We start from the raw sequence: 21,120 nt of genomic DNA, 5'->3' as shown, positions 1-21,120 counted from the left end.
TTCAGTCCTCCTTTTCCATCACGCCGCGCCAGTACTCGTACATGCCGCGGATCAGCGTCTCGGTGACCATGTGGTCGGTGTCTCCCACCTCCCGGCCGCCCAGCTCCACCAGCGCACGATGGAAAGGTTTTTGCTCGAAGCCCTGCTGCGAGAACTCGATCACCTCGCCGTCGTCGGCCGAGACGAAACCCGCCGGCCCGAACAGATTGGCCTGGCGCAGGCGGCGCTCGGTCATCTCGTCGGTGTCGTCCTCGAAGCCGAAATGCGTCCATTCGAAATCGAAGGCATCGCGGCCCACGGGCTGGATGTGGCGCGTGGAAACGCTGTTGACCTGCTGCTGCAGGATCACGCTGGGGAACAGCGTGGTCATCACCGCCGTGGGCCCGCCCCACCAGGGCTCAGGCACGATGTCGAGAAAGCGCGGGTCTTCCAGCTGCATGCCGGCCTTGAAGCTGGAGACGTTGGACACGTCGGACTGCTTCTTGGCCTCGCCGCGCGTGGACACCATGGCCGCGTGGCGGTGGCGCCCATCCATCTTCAGCTCCGACTTGTTGTCGGCCCGCCAGAGGCCGAAGGTCACGAACCAGGTGTGCAGCAGGCCGGGGTGGTAGGGGTCCTTGATGTTTTCCTGCATCAGCTTCCAGTTGCCCGGAATGCGCTGGCGGTTGTAGCCCAGGATCTTGAGCTTGCGGCCGTTGAACAGGCGATCAAAGTAACCCAGGATCACCGGCCCGAGGAAATCCTCCAGCGACTCCACGCCATGGTCGAACGAGGCAAAGACCACGCCGCCGCGCGTGGCCACCTTGAGCCGCGTCAGGCCGTGTTCCTCCAGCTTGAAATCCGCCGGCATGCCGCCGTGGACCTTGCCGTCCTGCTTGACGCCGCGCCGGAAGGGCACGCCCTGCAGCGCGCCGTCGAGCTTGTAGTTCCACTGGTGGTAGGGGCAGACGAACTCCTTGCGGTTGCCATGGCGCTCCCGGCAAAACCGCATGCCGCGGTGCGCGCACACGTTCTCCACCACGTGCAGTTGCAGGTCCTCGCCACGCACCAGGATGACCGAGCGCTCGCCGATGGCCGTGCGCTTGAAGTCGCCCGGGTTCGGCACCTCGGCCTCCAGGCCCACGTAGCACCAGTGGCCGCGGTAGAAGAACCGCTCCAGCTCACGGCGGTAGATGTCCTCGCTGGTGTAGGCCGCGAAGGGCACGCGGTGCGTGCCGGGGCTTTCCCAGGTCGGATGCAATGGGAAGACGGGGTGGGGCGTACTCATGGCGTTGTCTCCTTGGGGCTTGTGATGGGGCGCTGCGAATCAAGAGAAGGGAGGGCGCGCAGGAAGGGGCGCTGGCCCTTGCCTCACGGCGTGCTGGCGTAGAAGGCATCCGCGTAGAGGTGCTCGGCGGCGACGCCACGCTGGCGCGCCAGCAGCGACACGGCCTCCACCATGGGCGGCGATCCGCACAGGTAGGCGCGCCAGCCTTCCAGCGTGGGCCAGTCCTGCGCGATCGCGTCGGTGACCAGGCCCGTGCGCTGGCCCGGCGCCGCATCGGCCGCGGCCACCACGGCATGCACCTGCAATTGCGGGTGCCGCTGCTGCAGATCTTTCAGCCACGGCAGGCCGTAGACATCGCGCGCCGATCGGGCACCGGCATAGACGTGGATGGGGTTGGGCATGCCCGACTCCAGCGCACCGTGCACGATGGAGAGGATCGGCGCCAGCCCCGTGCCGCCCGCCACGCAGAGCATGGGACCTTCGTACTTGCGGCGCAGGTAGGCCGAGCCCAGCGGCCCGCTCACGCGCACCGCATCGCCCACGGCCAGCACCTGGGCCACATGGGTGGACACCTGACCGCCCTCGACCAGCCGCACGTGGAATTCGAGTTCGTCATCGTGCGGCAACCCGGCCATCGAATACGGCCGCACCAGGCCCGGGCCGAACTGCAACTGCGCGTACTGCCCTGGCGAGAAGTCCAGCGGCTTGGCCGGCTTGAGGCGCAGGCGGCGGATGTCGTGCGTGAGCGTTTCCACCGCCGTCACCGTGGCCTTGAGCGTGCGGGCGGTGTGCACCACCACCTCGTCGGGCTCGGGGATCTCGATGGTGCAGGACTCGCTCAGCACCGTCTGGCAGGCCATCACGTACTGCCCCTCGCCACCACCCAGCGGCGGCATGCGCAGCGCCTGGCCCGCATCGATCACCTCGCCCGAGAGCACCTTGCAGCGGCAGGTGCCGCAGCGCCCGGCCATGCAGCTGTAGGAAACGGGAATCTGGTGCTCGCGCAGCACTTCCAGCAGGTTGGAGCCCGGTGCCACGGGCAGCACGCGGCCCAGCGGCTCGATATGCAGTTCCATCGGGTTGTCTCACTCACGGTCGTTGTTATGGCCCCGATCATTCCTGTGATCCGATAATCAGCCAATAGAATGGCGTGAATACACTGCATCACCCTGATGAATAAAGGTGACCCATGGAATTGGAAGACATCGATCTGAATTTGCTGGTGGTCTTTCAGCAGCTGCTCGTCACGCGCAAGGTGTCGCAGGCCGCGGAAAACCTGGGCCTGACGCAACCGGCGGTGAGCAACGCGCTGGCGCGGCTGCGCCGCCTGCTGGGCGACGAGCTTTTCTTGCGCACGGCCCAGGGCATGCAGCCCACGCCCTATGCCGACCAGTTGGCGGAGTCGGTGTCGTACGCGCTGGCCATGATCCACGGCGCCCTCAACCACAAGCTGGGATTCGATCCCGCCACCAGCCGGCGCGTGTTCAAGGTGGGCATGACAGACATCGGCGAGATCTACTTCCTGCCCCGCCTGCTGGAGCGGCTGGCGCAGGTGGCCCCGGGCGTGCGCCTGACCACCGTGCGCAATTCAGCCACCGACCTGAAGGACGCCATGGAAGCCGGCAAGGTGGACCTGGCCGCGGGCCTGCTGCCGCAGCTCAAGGCCGGCTTCTTCCAGCGCCGGCTGTTCCGCCAACCCTACGTGTGCCTGTTCCGCGAGGGCCACCCGCTGCACAAGCGCCGCAGCATCACATTGGCGGATTTTTCCAAGGCGGAACACGTGGTGGTCGTCTCCGAAGGCACGGGCCACGGCAAGGTGGACGAACTGCTGGAGCGCATGGGCGTGGCCCGTGACGTGCGGCTCACCGTGCCGCACTTCGTCGCCATCGGCCATATCCTGCAGGCCACGCAAATGGTCGCCACCGTGCCCGAGAAAATGGCCCAGAGCATGGCCGAGCCCTTCGGCCTGGCCTATGCGCCCCACCCGGCCAAATTGCCGCAGGTGGCGATCAATCTGTTCTGGCATACGAAGTACCACCGGGATCCGGGGAACCAGTGGCTGCGGGGGGTGTTGGTGGAGATGTTTGCCGAAGGGCAGTGAGGGGGTCCATGGCACGCTCCTTTATGATTTAGACCACATCTCTGGACATATTGATGCGGCGATGCTTGTTTTTATGTGCAGCACAGCGGCTCAATGTCACCTACAGGCTGATTGCTGACGCTAACTCCTAGGGCTGGAAGGTCGCTGGGCGCCAAATCCGGTCTCTTGTTGCGACCGATATCGCAGTTCGGCTGGGGTTCGGAACTTGGCGTCCAAGGCCTACCATCGATGTCTCGATCAGCGCCATAAGAACCTTGACCTCAAAAAGCCGCATGTGTCTAGGTAAATCGGCAAGGACTTACCCGGCTGCGGAGAATGAAGCAATTGGATAATAATGTTAGGGCTCGTTTCACTTCGTGCATTTGCCCAACCTAGGCGTGCCCATAAACCATTGGAGATCACAGTTCATGGCGAAGAAATGTTTTCTAAGCTTTCACTACGAAGCGGACAACTGGAGAGTCTCGCAGATAAAGCAAATTGGGTCGATTGAGGAGCAGCCACTACTCGACTCGAACAAATGGGAGGAGATAGAAAAAAAGGGAGATGCAGCAATCGAAAAGTGGATCGCCGACAACATGAAGGGCAAGGAGTGCCTAGTCGTGCTTGTTGGGGAAAAGACGGCAGGTCGCCGCTGGGTAAAGCATGAAATAAAAAAGGCATGGAAGGACGGCTTGGGTGTCTTTGCCATTCACATTCACAACTTGAAGGACTCGGACGAAAAACAGTCTTCCAAGGGGTCCGACCCCTTTCAGGGGTTAAGCGTCGATGGAAAGGAAGTTCTCGGGAAGGTCTACGATCCGCCGTATTCAACCAGCACTTATGTGTACGACCATATCAAGGAGAACATTGAGGGTTGGATTAAGGATGCCGTGAAGGCAAGGGCTTAGCCCCTGCCACGTGGATTTCTTGTGGCCAGGATCTCTGAGCAGTTTAGTCACGACATTCAATCGTTCATAGATATCTTCGTAGACGACATTTTCAATGGGACTGTCGCCGTATTCACCGGGTGGGCGCGAGGTCATGCGTCAGCGTGTCGGCGACGCCTTGGCGCAGCGGTCTGGCGCGCAAATGACCAAAGTCGATGCGGGTTCCTACCGCATTTACTATCCCTGCAGCAAGAGAACCCATCGGGAGGCCCCATCTTCAGGATCATCTTTCTGCCAACGCACTGCAGAAGGTAGGAGGTCTCGTGCATCTAATCGCATGTCACCGGACAGTGACCGAAACCCAGTCAACCAACTTGTTGGGCTTCCCCTATGCCCCAGTGGTGAGCGGCCCGTTTGGCATCTATGTAGCCGACGAGATCCAGAGAATGCAGTTCGTCTTCTTGGCGAACTGTCGGGAGCCGAGTCAGACGCGCCAAGCTGTGCAGAGATTTCTAGATTGACTGGAACAGTCAGGCGAAGTCAAGTATCTGGCTGAGCGCGCAGGCACGAGCGCGGATCGTCACAGCCATTGCTCAAGAGCAGCGTAAGAAGACTTGAAAGAAATTCAAACCGGACCACAGAGGGATTACTTCAATGGCAACAACGGTTTTGCTTGGGCCCGTGCTTTCGTTTCGGGGGGCCTCAAAAGGAAAGTGGAAGGTCAGCGCGCTTATCGGCATTGATGAAGGCGACAAAGCACCCAAATTCACTGTCGACGGGAAGGCTGCACCGAAGAGCACGGTGTTGCTCAAGCATGAAGGACGCCAATACCTGCGATACGACCTGACGACGGATCAAGGGAATCAAGAGCGCAAGGTCAAGTACACGATTGGAGACATAGATGAGGTATGGCATTTCACTGTGCCAGGAAAAGGCTATGCACCTCGCATGGCGTACGTGTCATGCAATGGCTTTTCGGATCCCAGCAGCATCCGCAAGTTGATCAAGGGCGAGAACGCCGTTTGGGCGGATCTGCTGTGCAACCACGACAAGCAAGTGCGCCCTGCGGGCTACATGCTCGACAAGGAGCAGCTTTGGCATGAGTCGAGGACCCACGACAAGGGTCTACAGCGTTTTCATTTGTTGCTGATGGGGGGAGATCAGATCTACTTTGACTCTGTTTGGGAAGACGTCAAGGAACTGAAGGGGTGGATCGGGCTTCCCAGAGAAGAGCAGTTGGTATTCCAGGTCGGCCCCGAGCTTGAGGCGAAGATTGAGGACTACTACCTCAAGCTGTACGCCGACAGATGGCTACCCAAAGAGCGAGGCGATTGGGATACCAAGACAAAACCGCTTGATGCGGCGCAGGCCATAGCGCGGACTCCCACAGTGATGATGTGGGATGACCACGACATCTTTGATGGGTGGGGTTCCTACAGCTGCGAGATGCAGCACAGTCCGCTGTTTCAACGACTCTTCCATCATGCACGACGAGCATTCTGGGTGTTCCAGATGCAACATGTGGCTGACAACCTCCCCGAGTTGCAGGCGAGGGACGATGTGCAAGTCAGAGCGAATGACCCGCTCTTCAAGAAGATCGAGTGGTCGAAAGCACTCAAAGGCGATGCCCTCGCGTTACCTCTACTGGACCTACAACCCGGTTTCACTTTCGCGCACGCTATCGGCCCCGTGCAGTTGCTGGTTGCCGACCTGCGAACGGAACGCTCTCATGAACAGGTTCTGGGCCCTGACACATGGAGCGCGCTTAAGGACTGGCTTAAGCAGATTCCAGAGAACGGGCGCAAACATCCTGGGGAAGGATGTCAGCATCTGCTGTTCATGTCATCTGTCCCGGTCGTGCACCCGAAGCTTTCGCTTGCGGAAGCGTTCCTCGACAACTTCGGCTCCGACCATGTGCTCGATAGCAGTGCAGATGATCTGAAAGATCATTGGACCCACGACGACCATGAGGGCGAACGTCTGCGCCTGCTCGAAACCCTGTTCGCAACCGCAAAGGCCAAACAGCTCAGAGTGGCCCTCGTCTCAGGCGACGTGCATGTGGCGGCACATGGGGTGGCCTATCGCAAAGACGTCGGCCCGCAAGACAACTGGGCGCAGATTCAGCAGCTCACATCGACAGCGGTGGTGCACCCGTCGCTGGTATCTGTGGCGGAGCGACTGTTCTTTCACGTCCTGGACAACATGGGCAGGATCACACAGAACCTAGACGTAAACACCAGTGCAGAGATGCTGATTTTTCCGCAGTCGAACAGGCGGGTATTGGCTGCCCGGAACTGGCTTGCTCTCGAGCTTGATATTGGCGGGGCCAATGCCGCTGGCTCAAAGCTCTGGGCCACCTGGCGGTGCGAAACCAAAGATGGGGTTTCAAATCACCTGATGGCTGTGGAACCAACTGTGGTCCTACGCGACGGCGTTGCCGGTAAGGCAGTCCCTTGAACGTGTCGGAATAAGCGCATTCCAGGGTAGATCGGTTTTGTAGTGTTGAGGCGTGTGGCCTGAAGTGGCAGGGATGTAAAAATGACAATTTCTCAATACGAATTGCGAGCTGCTGCAGCACGCAATCTTTCTTTAAAGAATCAGCGAACCCGGGACTATGGACAGAAGACAGGCTTCCTTTGCCACAGTCACAAAGATCGTGATATGGCACTTGGGCTGCAGCAATGGCTTAAAGAGCAAGGGATGGAGCTCTACATCGACTGGCAGGACCCATGCATGCCAGACGCCCCTGATGGAACGACCGCAAATCGCATTCGTGCGGTGGTCAAGGACGCGGACGTGTTCCTCTTTCTCGCCACTAACGACTCGATGGCGTCTCGTTGGTGTCCGTGGGAACTTGGGTTCGCGGACGGTGTCAAGCGCAACGAACAGATTGCTTTGATCGCGACGCGCGACGCCTCAGGGAACTACTACGGCAATGAATATCTGCAGCTTTACCGTCGGATAGACCAGGCCTCAGCCGGCAACGCGCTGTACTGGTACGCCAGAGGATCGCAGTCCCCCCAGTATCTGACGAGCTTCTAAACCATGTCGCCACAACACGTCATCAATGGCTTCATCAGAGACTTCGTTCAGGATCTGCACAACAACAGCGCAGCGATCTTCGCCGGGGCTGGCATGTCCAAGGGCAGCGGCTATGTGGACTGGCCCGAGCTACTGCGCGACATCGCGAATGAACTGGGACTGGACGTCGCCAAGGAGCATGACCTCATCTCGCTTGCCCAGTTCCATGTGAACAACAAACGAACGGCTGACGGCCTGTCAAAGAAAATTCTTAGGGAGTTTTCAGATCAGGCCGAGCCGTCCGAGGTACACGACATCATCGCTCGGTTGCCCATTTACAGCTTCTGGACTACAAATTACGACACACTCGTCGAGGACGCACTGCGCAAGGCGTTTCGGGTGCCGGATATCAAGTCTCAGGTGGATCAACTCACCCTCAGTAGGCCTAAGCGTGATGCCATTGTTTACAAGATGCATGGTGACGTCCAGATGGCCCAGAGCGCCATCATCTACAAGGAGCAGTACGAGAAGTACTACCTGACTCACGCTCCCTTCATCACGGCGCTAAGCGGCGACCTGGTGTCCAAGACCTTCCTCTTCATCGGTTTCAGTTTTACCGATCCCAACCTCGATTACGTTCTGAGCCGGCTGCACGGTGGTGCCACTAAGCGCACCCACTACTGCTTCATGCGCGAGGCAAAGCAGGAGGCCGACGACGACGAACTATTCAAGTACAAAGTCCGCAAGCAGGAGCTGCGCATCGAAGACTTGAAGCGCTTCGGTATCCAAACACTGCTGGTCGACAACTATTCGGATATCAATGACATCCTCAAAAAGATCGAAGCCCTGTACCGGAAGCGGACCGTGTTCTTCTCGGGCAGCGCCGAAGAGTATGGCGAGTGGGCCAGGCAGGACGCACAGAACTTCATCCACGACGTGGCGGCCAACTGCGTGCGAGCCAACTGTCGAGTGGTCAACGGTTTTGGCTGGGGCGTAGGCAGCGCCGTCATCAACGGCGCCCTAGAGGCCATCTATGGCGACCCGCAGAAGCACTCAGAGGCCCAACTGATCGTGCGACCGTTCCCGCAGCATGGCGACAACCTGAAAGAGCTGTGGGAGCAGTACCGCCAGAGAATGATCAGTTTGGCCGGCATCGCTTTGTTTTTCTTTGGGAACAAGCGTGATGGTGACAAAGTGGTCAACGCCAACGGCGTTCGGCGTGAGTTCGAGATCGCGCTGGAGCATCAACTGTTACCCGTCCCGGTCGCGGCTACCGGCTTCATGGCCGAGGAGCTTTGGAACGAAATTTCCGCCGAACTAGACAAGTACTACGGTGGCTATCAATGGGTGATTCCCATGGTCCAGAAGCTTGTTGACCCGAAAACACCATCAGGCGAGATGGTGAAAACCATTACCGACATCATCAAGCAATTGAATAAATAGCTCCGAAGCAGATAGAGAGAATTCAAATGACGCGCAAAGTATTTTTCAGTTTCAAATATGAAGATGTACATCGCGCGATGAATGTGCGCAACAGCAATGTCATCGGCGGTGTAATGAAGTCGGGATTCATCGACAAGGCCGAATTCGAAAAGGTTGAACGCGAAGGTAACCGAGCAATCCAGACCTGGATCGACAACCAGCTGAACGGCACATCTGCCACAGTGGTGCTGGTTGGCGCCAACACCCACAAGAGCAAATGGGTGAAGTACGAAATCGATCAAAGCATAGCCCGCGGCAACGGCTTGCTGACCATTGACATCAGCAAGATCGCCGACATGCAGGGCATCACCACCAACTGTTGCTCGCTGCGCGTACCTGGATATAAGCACTACTACTGGAACAATGATAACGGACGGTCCAACCTGGGCGCTTGGGTTGAAGCCGCAGCCAAGGCGGCTGGCAAGCATTCGCCAGCGGTGTAGGGCGCCGGCCGATGAAACGCATGCCCACTGGAGCTTGAAAGCAACGGGTCCACGCCATTAACTGCAGACGTCCGCAACGCCCCCCCCATTGCTGTCTGGGCAAACGTTTCACCTTCGATATCTGTCATCGCTGATGGCAGCCACCGATGAACCAACGGTAGCTTCAAGTCCGTGAGCGTGAGCCCGACCTCATGACACGGACGACGGCAACCGCTGCCAAGCAGTCTTTCAAAAGCGATTAGTAGCGTATCGGAGCCTCCCCCCGATACGCCTTGTCCACCGGCTCACCCGAACCAACACAAGCCCCCTCAAAACCGACAACTCAACCCCGCCGTCACCACCAACGGATCCAGCCGCACCTTCGCATACGCCGGCGCCCCACCCAGCGCCGGCAGCGTGCCGGTGGCCGTGGTCTTGAGCCAGATCTTCTTGGCATCGACGAAGAAGCTCCAACGTGCATCCAGTGGCACCTCCAAGCCGGCCTGCAGCACGGGGCCGATGCCGTTCTTCACATGCAGGCTCGACACGAAGCCGTCGCGGGATTCCAGTACTAACGTGTAGTTGATACCGGCACCGATGTAGGGCCGCACGGAGCCGCCATCCCACAGCTGGCGGCGCACGGACAGCACGGCGGGGCCGTACTTCACCTTGCCGAGCGTGCCCGCGCCAGCCAGGGCGCCGGTGCCCTTGAGCGCGGTGGTGGGCGGCAGGCCCAGGGCGAGTTCGGCGCTCCAGCCTGGGTGGAAGTCGTAGATGGCGCCGAAGCCGATGCTGTCGTTGGAGTCGGCCTTGGCACTGGCGCCGGGCACCAGTTGGCCGCCGGCCCGCACTTTGGCCGAGGTGCTGAAGCCGATGTGCGCGGGGCCGGCATAGATGCGCCAGGGCGACGGCGACGACGCATCCGGCGATGCCGGGGTCTGCGCCTGTGCCTTTGCGGGCCCTGCCGCGATGAGGCTGCCGACAGCGGTTGCCACGGCCAAGGCCGCGGCGGCCTGGCGTGCCCGAGCGCCTGGGCAAGCGTGCCGCGCAGAGAAAGAGCGCGCGGTGATGTGGTGATTTGCAATGCCTTGCATGGTGTCGTCTCCTGAATTGATTTGTCCGTGTCTTCGCTTCGCGTTGCCATGCTGCGACGTTGGCGCAGCAGCGGCGCCTGCCGATCAGTCCCGGCCGGCCCGCTCGATGCCGCGCGCGAAGCCTTCGGGGTCGGTGAACAGCGCCTCGTGGCTGCCGCCCGCCTCCACGTAGCGGAACAGGCCCAGCCGTTCCGACAGGCGCGGGTGCCAAGGCAGGCTGTGGGGCAGCGCGGTGTCTTCGCGGCAGTTCAGGTACGACTTGCCCAGCGCCAGCGCGGCGGTGGGCTGCGACAGGGCGATGGGGTCGGTCAGGCAGCGCAGCGGCTGCGGGTGCAGCAGGGCGTAGGTGCTGCGCGCCAGATCGGCATCGGCGTCGTTGATGAAGCATTCGCGCCAGACTTCGAAGGGCAGTTGCACGCCGCCGCCGCCAGCGGCCGCGAGGCCCTCGAACATGGCGCGGTAGTGCGGGGGTGCCATGTCGCACAGGGCCTCGCCGGGCAGCGGAACGAAGGCGTTCACATAGACCAGCCGCCGGATGCGTTCGGGCACGCGGTCGGCGGCGCCAGACAGCAGCATGCCGCCGTAGCTGTGGCCGACGAGCCGCACTTCGCGCAGGTCGTTCGATGCGAGGAACTGCACCAGCCCGTCGATCGCATCCTGCAGGCCCAGCGGGGCCGTGCCGTCGCCGGCGCGGTTGCCCGGCAGCGTGGGGCAGTGCACGGTGTGACCGCGTGCGCGCAGGTGCTCCGCGGTGGCTTGCAGCGTGTCGCCCGTGTGCCAGGCGCCGTGGACCAGAACGTAGGTGTCCGCCATGTCGTTGTCTCCTTGTGTGGTGGGAGACCCATGGTGTCGCGCCTGCCGGGCCGTGGATGGCCGATGCGTGCCAGCGTGGCGGACGCTGCGTGCCGTGCGGATGCCTTTCCAACGGCGCAGGCCATTGGCCCCGCCTCACTGTGCTGCGGCGCTGTCTGCGGCACTCCTTGCCTGGTTGCCCGACTGAATCCAGGCCGTTTCAGTGCGGACTGTCGAAGGCTTGCGTTGGCGCGCAGCGCTCCTGCGCGGGGGTTCTGCCGCACCACTGGCGGCAGGCGCGTGCGAAGTGCGACGGGTCCAGGAAGCCCGCGCGCCGGCCGATCTCGGCCACCGTCAGGTGCCGATGCGAGGGCGCATGCAGCATGCGCTGCGCCACTGCCATGCGCTCGCGCATGAGCAGCAGCGCGAAGGTGCTGCCGCCCGCTGACAACGCGCGGTGCAGGGTGCGCAGCGAGACACCGACGTCATCGGCCACGGCGGCGGCGGTGAGGCCGTGCTCGCCAAAGCGCTGGCGCACGCAATGCTCAATGCGCTGCAGCAGGCCGGGCTGGGGCGGCGCCTCGGGCGCAGTACCGCAGGCCAGCGACAACAAACCGCCCAGGTGTTCGGCCTGCAGCGTGCCCAGGCGGGCGGGCTGTTCGGTGCGCAGCTGGGTCACGTAGGCGCTCAGCACCCGGCCCCATCCGGCAGCGCCGTCCAAACGCCGGCCCAGCCAGCGGTCGGCGGCGGGCAGCCAGGTGTCCAGCCAGCCGATGGGGATCTGGATGGAGACGGTGTCTACCGCCTCAGGGAACTCCAGCAGGTAGCGGCGGCGCGAATCGATCAGTGCCAGGTCGCCGGGCAGCAGGCGCGCGGCGCCGGCATCGTCCTGCGCGACGTGGCAGGGCGACGACTCCTTGCAGAGCAGGTAGTAGAAGTTGTCGCCCCCGCTGCGGCGAATGCCCTGCAAGGTGCGGCGCACGCGCTGCGCGCTGCCGCTCACGCGGTTGACGCGCAGGCCGCCGCAGGGCATGGAGGCCAGCGTGGCCGAAAAAGCCTGGCGCTGGCCGGGCTCCACCTCCATGTCGAGGAAGCAGTCGCAGACCGCGCCCACCCAGTAGTCCGCCCGCTGCGCGGCAGGAACGGCATCGGTGGTCCACGTGCGGATGGCGCATTCCATGGCCTGACTGTCGCCGGTTGGCTCCGACTGCATTGCTATGCTTTTGGATGCCATGGTGCGCTCTCCCAGTGCGCTGCGGGCCGTTCTGGCTTGAATGGGCGCTGGGCTCAGGCGTCCCTGCGCACACGCCCGAGCAGCAGCACCGCCGCGGCCGCCAGCACCGCCGGCACGGCGGCCACCAGGATGATGGACGCAGGCGTCCAGGCCGCGGCCAGCAGGGCGCCGCCTGCCAGCGGCCCGACGATGGCGCCGATGCGGCCCACGCCCAGCGCCCAGCCCACGCCAGTGGCGCGGATGTGGGTGGGGTAGATGGCCGCGGCCAGCGCGTTGCAGCCGATCTGCGCGCCCACCACGCCGAAGCCCGAGAGCGCGGCACCGGCCAGCAGGCCCGTGAGGTTCTGCCCGCTGAAGGCGATCAGCGCGATGAAACCGGCCGAGGCGGCGTAGGCCGCGCCCAGCACGGTGTAGGCGCTGAAGCGGTCGATGAGCCGGCCCAGCGCGAGCGCACCGACCACGCCGCCCAGGTTGAGCATGGCGGTGGAGAGAATGGCTTTCTCCAGCGGCAGGCCGGCGCTTTTGAGCAGCGTGGGCAGCCAGTTGACCAGGAAGTACATGACCAGCAGGTTCATGAAGAACGCCAGCCACAGCAGCATGGTGGTGGGCAGGCGGCCATGGCGGAACAACTCGAACACCGAGAAGCCCGCCTGCACCCCAGCAGCCTCGCCGCGCAGCCCGGCCATCACCGTGGCCGGGTCTTCGCCCGGGTAGGCGCTCTTGACGATGGGTTCGTAGCGCGCGGGCGCGGCGCCGCTGGCGGCCAGGTAGCGCAGCGATTCGGGCAGCAGGGCGGCCAGCACCGGCAGCAGCAGCAGGGGCAGCACGCCGCCCAGAACGAACACCGAATGCCAGTCGAAATGCGCGATGAGCCAGCTGGAGATCAGCCCGCCCAGCGTGGAGCCGAGCGGAAAGCCGCAGAACATCACCGTGACCAGCGTGGCGCGCAGGCGCTGCGGCGCATATTCGCTGGTCAGAGCGATGATGTTGGGCATGGCCGCGCCCAGGCCCACGCCGGTGATGAAGCGATAGGCCAGCAGCTCGTTCATGCTGGTGGCCCAGGCCGTGAGCAGCGCGAACAGGCCGAAGATGAAGGTGGACAGCAGGATGATCTTCTTGCGGCCCCAGCGGTCGGCGGCCGGGCTGAGCAGGAAGGCGCCGGCCATGAGGCCGAAGAGCCCCGCCGCGAAGATGGGCCCGAACTCCGAGGGCTTGAGCCCCCAGTCTTCCGCGATGCGCGGCGCCACGTAGGCGATGGACTGGGTATCGAAGCCGTCGAGCATGGCGACGATGGCGCACAGCAGCGTCACGCGCAGCTGCAGCGGCCCGAAGGCGGCGCGGTCTGCCGCCGGAATGCCGGCGGCCATGGATGGGGTCATTTTGTCTCTCTCCGTCTTGTAGGGATGGGGGTGGCTCATGGGCCGGGGACCACAGAAAAAAATCAAGGCTGGTAGTCAGGCTGCTCCTGCGGTCGGGCCGCGATGAAGGCGGGGTGCCGTTCGGCGTGCGCGTACACGGCCATGGCACGCGCATGGGGTTGGAGGTCGCAACCCGCGCGCAGCGCGTTGGCCACCTGGGGCACCAGACACACATCGGCCAGCGTGGGCTGGTCGCCAAAGCACCAGGGGCCACCGCCGTCACCGTGCCTGGCCAGCAGCCGCTCCACAGCCTCGAAGCCCTCGGCCGCCCAGTGGGCGTACCACGCATCCTTCTGCGCCGCGCTCAAGCCCAGCGGCCCTTGCAGGTATTTCAGGATGCGCAGGTTGTTGACGGGGTGCATGTCGCAGGCGATGACATGGGCCAGCTCCAGCACACGGGCACGCAGCCGGGGCTCCAGCGGGATCAGGCGCGGCTCGGGGTGGCGCTGGTCCAGGTAGTCGAGGATGGCCATGGACTGGCCCAGGGCGAAGTCGCCGTCCACCAGCAGGGGGACAGCCCGCGATGGATTGAGTGCCGCATAGTCCGGCGCGCGGTGCTCGCCGGTGCGGATGTTCACCCCGTGGTAGTCGGCGGGCAGCCCTTTGAGGGCCAGCGCGATGCGCACCCGGTACGACGTGGAGCTGTTGAAGAAGCTGTAGAGCTGCACGGCGGGCTCCACGGCGTCAGACCACGTCCACCCGCAGCTCGCCCAGGCGTTCCACGCCCACGACCATGCGGTCGCCGCGCACCACCGGGCCCACGCCTTCGGGGGTGCCGGTGTAGATCAGGTCGCCCGGCTCCAGCCGGAACCAGGTGGAGAGGTCGGCGATGGTCTCGGCCACCGACCAGATCAGGTGCGACACGTCGCTGCGCTGGCGGTCCGCGCCGTTCACGGTGAGCCAGATGCCGGCCTGCTCGAAGTGGCCCACGTCGCTGGCGCGGTGGATGGGGCCGATGGGCGCGGAGGCATCGAAGGCCTTGCCGATCTCCCAGGGCCGGCCCATCTGGCGCATTTCCATCTGCCGGTCGCGGCGGGTCATGTCCAGGCCCACGGCATAGCCCCAGGCGTGCTGCAGCGCGTTCTCGCGGGCGATGTCGCTGCCCGCTTTGCCGATGGCCACGACCAGTTCCGCCTCGTAGTGGAAGTTGTCCGTGCGCGAGGGGTACGGCAAGCGCAGGGTCTCGCCATGGGCCACGGGGATCACGGCATCGGCCGGCTTGCAGAAGAAGAAGGGCGGCTCGCGGTCGGGATCGAACCCCATCTCGCGGGCGTGGGCCGCGTAATTGCGGCCCACGCAGTAGACGCGGCGCACGGCGAAGGCATCGCCGCTGCCTGCAACGGGCACGGCAACGGAGGGAGGAGCGGGAAACACGAAGGCCATGGAGATGTCTTTCAAACGGGGATTGAAGATTCAGGATGCGCAGCGGCTCACAGGCGCTCTTCGCGCAGCAGGCCCAGGGCGGCCTGCACCGGGCGGTCGGAATAGCTGAACAGCACCGCGTCCTGCGTCGCGGCCAGCTGCACGGGCGCCCATGAGGGGGCGACGAAGGTGTCGCGCGGGCCGAACTGGAAGGTGCGCTCGCCGATGCGCGCCGTGCCCTGGCCCTCGACCACGCTGAACACGGTCGCGTCGGTGGTGCGGTAGGTGCGGCCCTGGAAGCCGGCCGGCAGGAACTGCATGAACGTGGCCATGGTGGGCATGGGCCACCCCCCGGTGGCGGGGTTCACGTAGCGCAGCTTGACGCCGTCCCAGGCGTCCAGCTCGCCCTGGCGGAACAGCCGGTCCAGCGCCTCGCGGCTGCGCTCGTAGGGGTAGCTGAAGAGGGGCGAAGTGGAGCCCTCCACCGCACGGTGGCGCACCGGCACCATGTTGTGGCCGAAGGCGGCAAAGCTGTGCCCCTCGGCCCGGCTCACGGGCTGCACCGCTTCGGGGTAGTTCTCCGCGAAGCCCGCATCCAGGTGGCCGATGAGGGGAATGTCGAGCCCATCGAGCCAGACCACGGGCTCGCCACCGTCCGCCACCGCCGGGTTGCCGTGGTCGTGCCAGGTCCACGAGGGGGTGATGATGAAGTCGCCCGGGTGCATGGTGGTGCGCTCGCCGTTGACGGCCGTGTAGGCACCCTGCCCTTCCACGATGAAGCGCAGCGCCGACTGCGTGTGGCGGTGGCTGGGCGCGACCTCGCCGGGCAGGATGAGCTGCAGCCCCGCATACAGCGTGGAGGTGATGCTGGCGCGGCCGGGCAGGCCGGGGTTCTCCAGGATGAGCACGCGGCGCACCGCCTCCTCGGCGCTGATGACCTCTCCCGCCTGCATGACGAGCGGGCGCACGTCCTCGTATTTCCAGAAGGCGGGCACGGCCCGCGGGCGGGGTTCGCGCGGCACCAGGCTGTGCAGCGATTCCCAGAGCGGGGCCATGCCATGGCGGGCGATGTGGTCGTAGTAGGCCTGCCGGTCGGCGGATGCGGCGGCAGGCGGCGATGCCAGGGTGGGCGTGTCCATGCGTTGTCTCCTGTGTCTGCGGCCAGCCATGCGAAAGCGCTCGAGTGCGCGCTGCCAGCCGGTCCATGGGGCGGATTATTCGAACCCGTCGATAGTCCGTAAAATCATTTATTGGTCTTATCCATAATCTTTTGGATATACCTTCAACACCACCGACGACCCCATGGACTGGACCCACCGCCTGCGCCTGCGACAGCTGCAAATGCTTTTGAGCCTGGCGCAGACCGGCAACATGAGCCAGTCGGCGCAGTTGCTCCACACCGCGCAGCCCGCGCTCTCCAAGTGGCTCAAGGAACTGGAAGAGGACCTGGGCATGGTGCTGTTCGAGCGCCATGCGCGCGGGCTCAAGCCCACGCCCCAGGGCGAGGCGCTGATCGCCCATGCCCGGCGCATCGAGGCCCACCTGGACAGCGCCCGCGACGACATGCAGGCCCTGCGCGACGGCGGCAGCGGGCTGGTGGCGGTGGGCACCTCGGGCGCTTCGGCGTCCGACGTGGTGCCCATGGCGGTGCTGCGCCTGATGGAGTGGCTGCCGCGCGCACAGATCCGGCTGGCCGAAAGCACCATGAACGTGCTCATGCAGCAGCTGGCCCATGGCGAGCTGGACGTGGTGGTGGGCCGTTCCGCGCCCGAACTGCACGACACCCACATCCACACCGAGATGCTGTACATGGAGCCCATCCATTTGGTGGCGCGTCCGCAGCACCCGCTGCTGCGGCAGGAGCGCGCGCTGGAATGGGGCGATCTCATGGCCTACCGCTGGCTCGTCTGGCCGCGCGGCACGCCGATCCGCAATGCGCTGGAGGGCGCGCTGGCAACCGCCGGGCATGCGCTGCCGCAGGGCAGCGTGGAGTCCAACTCCGTCACGCTCAACCTCACGCTGCTGGGCCACAGCGACATGATCGGCATGGCCTCGCACCGCGCGGCGCTGCGGTTTTCGCACATGGGCGCGCTGCGCGTGCTGCCGGTGCGGCTGTCGGGCTTCGGCTCGGTGTCGATGTACTGGCGCGAGAACACCACCGACCGGGCGGCCGTGGCCAGCATGCTGCGCGCCCTGCGCGAGGCCGCCGCACCCGCCTCCTGACCGCACGCCAGGGCGTGCAGGCCCGTGCCAATGGGGGCACCATGGCGGCCTGGGCGCACGGTGCGCCCCCACGCGCAGGAGACAACCCATGGCCCAGGCCACCCACGCAGTTTTCAACCAGTTTTCCGAACGCACCGACTACGACCTGCTCGCCACCGATGCCGCGCTGCAGGACGGGCTGCGCCGCGCGGGTGCGCCAGGCGCCCTGCCCGCCCTGGGCGCCTACGCACGGCAGCTCGGCACGGCCGCGACAGGGGCCCTGGCCGAACAAGCCAACCGCCACACGCCGCAACTGCACCGCTTTGACAACCGGGGCCGGCGCATCGACCGGGTCGAATTCCATCCCGCGTGGGACGCGCTCATGGCGCTCTACCGCGCACAGGGCCTGGTCTCCATGCCCTTCGACAGCGACCGGCCCGGCCGCTGGACCGCCTGGGCCGCGGGCTTTTACCTGCACGGCCAGGTCGAGCAGGGCACCCTGTGCCCCGCCACCATGACGCAGGCCGCGATCCCGCTGCTGCGCAAGGAGCCCGCGCTTTGGGCGCAGCTGGAGGACAAGCTCCACAGCCGCACCCACGACCCGCGTGACCGGCCCGCGCAGGAAAAATCCAGCGTCTGGCTGGGCATGGGCATGACCGAAAAGCAGGGCGGCTCCGACGTGCGAGCCAACACCACCGTGGCCACGCCCGTCGGCGCGGGCGGGCGCGGCGGCGAATACCGGCTGCACGGCCACAAGTGGTTCTTCTCCACCCCGCAGAGCGACGCGCACCTGGTGGTGGCGCGCACCGGCGAGGGCGGCCCCTTCGCCTGCTTCTACGTGCCGCGCTGGCGGCCCGACGGCACGCTCAACGCGGTGCACGTGCAGCGCCTGAAGGACAAGGTGGGCAACCGCAGCAATGCCAGCGGCGAGGTGGAATTCGACGGCGCCTGGGGCCTGCTGATGGGCGAGGAAGGCCGCGGCATCCCCACGATCATCGAGATGGCGACCATCACGCGCCTGAACTGCGTGGCCGGCAGCGCCGCCATCCTGCGCCAGGCCACCGTGCAGGCCATCGCCTATGCCCGCCAGCGCCACGCCTTCGGCCGGGCCCTGGCCGAGCAGCCGCTGATGCGCGCCGTGCTGGCCGATTTGGCGCTGGAGAGCGAGGCCGCGCTGGCGCTGCTGATGCGCCTGGCCGAGGCTTTCGAGCGCGACGACGACGGCACGGCCAGCGCGGCCGACCGCGCCTGGAAGCGCGTGATGACGCCCGCCGCCAAGTTCTGGGTCTGCAAGCGCGGCGTGGGGCTGGCCGGCGAGGCCATGGAGGTCTTCGGCGGCAACGGCTACGTGCAGGACGGCGTGATGGCGCGCCTCTTTCTCGAATCGCCCGTCAACTCGATCTGGGAAGGCTCGGGCAACGTGATGTGCCTGGACGTGCTGCGCGCCCTGGCGCGCGAGCCCGAGGCCGCGTCGGCGCTGCTGCAGGACTTCGCCGACGCCGCGGCCGGCGAGCCGCGCATTCTCGACGCGCTCCGGCCGCTCCAAGGCCTGCTCGCCCTCCCGCCCGAACAGCTGGAGCCCCTGGGCCGCCAGCTCGTGCAGCGCCTGGTGCTGGTGGCCCAAGCCTGCCTGCTGCGCCGCCATGCGCCGCAGGCGGTGGCGGATGCGTTCATTGCCACCCGGCTGGAGGACGGCGGCGCAGGCCGCGTCGTGGGCGCCATCGACACCCGAGCGATGGACACCGGGGCGATTCTGGAACGGGCGTTTCCGGCGTGATCCGGCCGGCGGCGCCCCACGCGTTGCCACGCGGCCTTCGCGCGTCCGGCTGGCATCGCTCCGGCCATCCGATTGCTATCAATTAAATAGCAATACAGGCATGCAATCTCCCGGCATGCGGCGGTTTTCGCTAAAAACGGGCTCGGACGCGCCTGCCACAGTGGGCGAGGGCCGCCTGTGGTCGCTTCGATCACCGCCAGAGAGCACGCTCACCCCGGCACGCCACCCCAACGCTGCAGCAGCAACGCGTCCTCGGCAGCGCGCTGGCGTTGCATGAACTCGGCGGCGGCCACGTTGTAGGCCACGCGCTCCTGCACGTGGGCATCGCCATCGCGCGGCAGATCGCGGTCATGGAACGGGTCTTCGTCGAAAGCCGCATCGAGTGCGGCGAACGCCTCGCGATGCAGGTGCCGCATGCCGACGCGCCAGGTTTCGTTGGACAGCAGGTAGGCCGTGAGCTGCCGGTCGTCGCTTTCGGCGTCCATCACCCCCGCGGCCAGGGCCGACAGGTCGCCGGGCGTCAGCACGCTTTGCGCGGCATAGGTCATCTCGGAGGGCACGCTGTCCGGCAGCCACAGCAGGGCCTTCAGGCTGACCTTGGCGTGCAGCATGGTCTCCAGGGGTTCCCTGCGCAACTGCCGTTCCATGTCCTCGGGAATACCGGGCGTTTCCAGCGCCTGCCGGATGAAGTGGTGCACAGCCGCCTCCAGCGCTCCCAGCCGGAACTGCTGCCGCGCCCAGGAGTCCAGCCCCGCCGCGTCGATGCGGCCCTCTTGCACCGCCTGGACCATCTGGTGGTTGCGCACCGCGAGCACGATGGCGGAAAAGCCTTCGGCCACGTTGTCGCCGCACGATCCGAGCGCGTTCTCGGCCATGGCCAGCACCCGCGCCCGGAGCCGGCCGTCGCGGGCGATGGCCTGGATCACCTGCGCCCCTTCCTGCAGGAGGGTGGCGCCCGGCCCGTGGGCTTTCCGCAGCGCCGGGGTGGATGGCAGCCTTCGCTCCAGCAAATGGGCGAACGCGGGCGCGTTTTCCTCGCCATCGAAGGCTTCCTGGGCTTCCAGCCAGAGCGAGAAGGGTGCGCGCAACTCGGATCGAAGATGGGGCGGCGTGGCTTTGTGCAGGGCCCCGGCACCGATCGCCCGGTAACCCTGCTCCGCGAGGGCCACGATGCCCTCACGGGACAGCCGTTCGGCATGGTGCGGCGTGAGCGTGGCGCCGTTCTCGCCATGGGCCTGCAAGGCACGTTCGGCCGCATCGCGCAGGGGCTGCGCAAGCGATTCGTCGCCGATGACCCGCAGGAAATGGTTGAACGCCTCGCGGTATTCCGGGCCCCGCATGCGGGTCTCGCCGTCGCGGACCGCAGCCGCGCCATCGAGCGGGGCGCAGGCCCGAAGCAGGGACAGGACCCGCTGGCCGGCCTGGGCCAGGCGTCCCGCATCGCGGCGGGCCCGCAGTTGCGCATTCAATACCGACATCCACAGGTTCATCTCCTGGGAGGGCGCCTGCAGGTCGGGATGCTTTCGCCACTGCGCCTCCAGGGTGCGCGCCAGACGCTGGCGCTGCCCGGGGGCCAGGGCCTTGGCGTGCAGATACTGGACGGAGGCAGGCGCTTGCAGCCAATCCGCCCATGCCGGCAAGGGCACGGCCGGCGCCTCGGCCGTCGCGTCCGGGGTGGGCACCCAGTGTGGCTGCACGGGCGTTGCTGGCGCGCCCTGCGCTGCTCCATCGGCAGGCGTCGGCGGAATTGCCAGCAACTCGCCCAGAGTGCGCCGCACGGTAAGCGGGGGCATCGGCGCGGCGGCGGTGGCCCCGGGTACCGAAGGCGCCCGCATCGCCAAGGCCCCCGAGGGCATTCTCAACAGCGATCCGAGCGTGTGCCTCTGCGGCGGGGTGACCGTCGCGGGCGCGTGATCGGCCGGCCTCTGCAGTAGCGGCGCGGCAGGCACGGACAGCGCACGGGAAGGGCCGGACAGGGGCATGGCGCAACGCGGAGTGAAGAACGCCGACATGCTGCGCCGGGCCCGGACCCGGGGCCGCCTGCGGCCCGAAGGGGCTGTGCTGGAGGCGAACCGGCCCGCC

19 protein-coding genes are annotated in these 21,120 nt (G+C 65.4%); 9 read left to right on the top strand and 10 right to left on the bottom strand.

Annotated features, from left to right (window positions below; all coding sequences use genetic code 11):
• Position 1: 1 nt before the first annotated feature.
• On the bottom strand, positions 2-1,267 hold the full coding sequence (locus tag R1Z03_RS04155) for an aromatic ring-hydroxylating dioxygenase subunit alpha (protein ID WP_317357126.1): 1,266 nt from the start codon (positions 1,265-1,267) through the stop codon (positions 2-4).
• A gap of 83 nt (positions 1,268-1,350) precedes the next feature.
• A complete protein-coding gene (locus tag R1Z03_RS04150; protein WP_317357124.1) occupies positions 1,351-2,343 on the bottom strand; it encodes a 2Fe-2S iron-sulfur cluster-binding protein in 993 nt (330 codons plus the stop codon).
• Positions 2,344-2,456: 113 nt separating this feature from the next.
• Between R1Z03_RS04150 and R1Z03_RS04145 the strand changes: the two genes are divergently transcribed.
• From R1Z03_RS04145 to R1Z03_RS04120, 6 genes are all read left to right on the top strand, one after another.
• Positions 2,457-3,368: a LysR family transcriptional regulator gene (locus R1Z03_RS04145; RefSeq protein ID WP_317357121.1), complete on the top strand. Its 912-nt coding sequence runs from the start codon at positions 2,457-2,459 to the stop codon at positions 3,366-3,368.
• Positions 3,369-3,775: 407 nt separating this feature from the next.
• The gene (locus tag R1Z03_RS04140) at positions 3,776-4,255 is read left to right on the top strand and encodes a TIR domain-containing protein (RefSeq protein ID WP_317357119.1); all 480 of its coding nucleotides are present in this window, start codon (positions 3,776-3,778) and stop codon (positions 4,253-4,255) included.
• Between the two features lie 633 nt (positions 4,256-4,888).
• Positions 4,889-6,691 (top strand): alkaline phosphatase family protein, encoded by a 1,803-nt coding sequence (locus R1Z03_RS04135; protein WP_317357117.1) that lies wholly within the window; start codon positions 4,889-4,891, stop codon positions 6,689-6,691.
• A gap of 81 nt (positions 6,692-6,772) precedes the next feature.
• A complete protein-coding gene (locus R1Z03_RS04130) occupies positions 6,773-7,276 on the top strand; it encodes a toll/interleukin-1 receptor domain-containing protein (RefSeq protein ID WP_317357115.1) in 504 nt (167 codons plus the stop codon).
• A gap of 3 nt (positions 7,277-7,279) precedes the next feature.
• A complete protein-coding gene (locus tag R1Z03_RS04125; RefSeq protein ID WP_317357112.1) occupies positions 7,280-8,698 on the top strand; it encodes an SIR2 family protein in 1,419 nt (472 codons plus the stop codon).
• Positions 8,699-8,724: 26 nt separating this feature from the next.
• Positions 8,725-9,180, top strand: a complete 456-nt coding sequence (locus R1Z03_RS04120; protein ID WP_317357110.1) for a TIR domain-containing protein — start codon at positions 8,725-8,727, stop codon at positions 9,178-9,180.
• A gap of 308 nt (positions 9,181-9,488) precedes the next feature.
• Here R1Z03_RS04120 and R1Z03_RS04115 read toward each other — a convergent pair whose 3' ends face one another.
• The 7 genes from R1Z03_RS04115 to gtdA all read right to left on the bottom strand — a co-directional run bounded on the left by R1Z03_RS04115 (position 9,489) and on the right by gtdA (position 16,198).
• Positions 9,489-10,154: an OmpW family outer membrane protein gene (locus R1Z03_RS04115; protein WP_317357108.1), complete on the bottom strand. Its 666-nt coding sequence runs from the start codon at positions 10,152-10,154 to the stop codon at positions 9,489-9,491.
• A gap of 183 nt (positions 10,155-10,337) precedes the next feature.
• Positions 10,338-11,066 carry an alpha/beta hydrolase gene (locus R1Z03_RS04110; RefSeq protein ID WP_317357106.1) on the bottom strand — a complete coding sequence of 243 codons (729 nt, stop codon included), beginning with the start codon at positions 11,064-11,066 and terminating at the stop codon, positions 10,338-10,340.
• A 199-nt stretch (positions 11,067-11,265) separates the two neighbouring features.
• Positions 11,266-12,279, bottom strand: a complete 1,014-nt coding sequence (locus R1Z03_RS04105) for a helix-turn-helix domain-containing protein (protein ID WP_317357104.1) — start codon at positions 12,277-12,279, stop codon at positions 11,266-11,268.
• 53 nt (positions 12,280-12,332) lie between these two features.
• Complete coding sequence (locus R1Z03_RS04100; protein ID WP_317357101.1) at positions 12,333-13,658, bottom strand: MFS transporter; 1,326 nt, start codon at positions 13,656-13,658, stop codon at positions 12,333-12,335.
• 62 nt (positions 13,659-13,720) lie between these two features.
• Positions 13,721-14,365: a maleylacetoacetate isomerase gene (gene maiA / locus R1Z03_RS04095; protein WP_317357099.1), complete on the bottom strand. Its 645-nt coding sequence runs from the start codon at positions 14,363-14,365 to the stop codon at positions 13,721-13,723.
• Between the two features lie 16 nt (positions 14,366-14,381).
• Entirely contained in the window at positions 14,382-15,080 is a 699-nt protein-coding gene (locus R1Z03_RS04090; protein ID WP_317360232.1) for a fumarylacetoacetate hydrolase family protein, read from the bottom strand.
• Positions 15,081-15,127: 47 nt separating this feature from the next.
• Complete coding sequence (gene gtdA, locus R1Z03_RS04085) at positions 15,128-16,198, bottom strand: gentisate 1,2-dioxygenase (RefSeq protein WP_317357097.1); 1,071 nt, start codon at positions 16,196-16,198, stop codon at positions 15,128-15,130.
• A 163-nt stretch (positions 16,199-16,361) separates the two neighbouring features.
• Between gtdA and R1Z03_RS04080 the strand changes: the two genes are divergently transcribed.
• On the top strand, positions 16,362-17,282 hold the full coding sequence (locus tag R1Z03_RS04080; protein WP_317357095.1) for a LysR family transcriptional regulator: 921 nt from the start codon (positions 16,362-16,364) through the stop codon (positions 17,280-17,282).
• A gap of 88 nt (positions 17,283-17,370) precedes the next feature.
• Positions 17,371-19,038 (top strand): acyl-CoA dehydrogenase family protein, encoded by a 1,668-nt coding sequence (locus tag R1Z03_RS04075; protein ID WP_317357093.1) that lies wholly within the window; start codon positions 17,371-17,373, stop codon positions 19,036-19,038.
• Positions 19,039-19,247: 209 nt separating this feature from the next.
• On the opposite strand, the gene R1Z03_RS04070 is transcribed toward R1Z03_RS04075, so the two are convergent.
• On the bottom strand, positions 19,248-20,735 hold the full coding sequence (locus tag R1Z03_RS04070) for an NEL-type E3 ubiquitin ligase domain-containing protein (protein ID WP_317357091.1): 1,488 nt from the start codon (positions 20,733-20,735) through the stop codon (positions 19,248-19,250).
• A 70-nt stretch (positions 20,736-20,805) separates the two neighbouring features.
• Here R1Z03_RS04070 and R1Z03_RS04065 point away from each other — a divergent pair, with 70 nt between their 5' ends.
• Positions 20,806-20,952, top strand: coding sequence for a hypothetical protein (locus R1Z03_RS04065; RefSeq protein ID WP_317357089.1), 147 nt, complete (start codon positions 20,806-20,808; stop codon positions 20,950-20,952).
• The last annotated feature ends 168 nt before the right edge of the window (positions 20,953-21,120 follow it).

It is taken from the genome of Acidovorax sp. BLS4 (genome assembly GCF_032929295.1).
In the GTDB taxonomy this organism is placed as follows: Bacteria; Pseudomonadota; Gammaproteobacteria; order Burkholderiales; family Burkholderiaceae_C; genus Paracidovorax.
The sequence above is the reverse complement of the archived record's forward strand: the minus strand, read 5'-3'. Positions and strand labels throughout refer to the sequence as shown.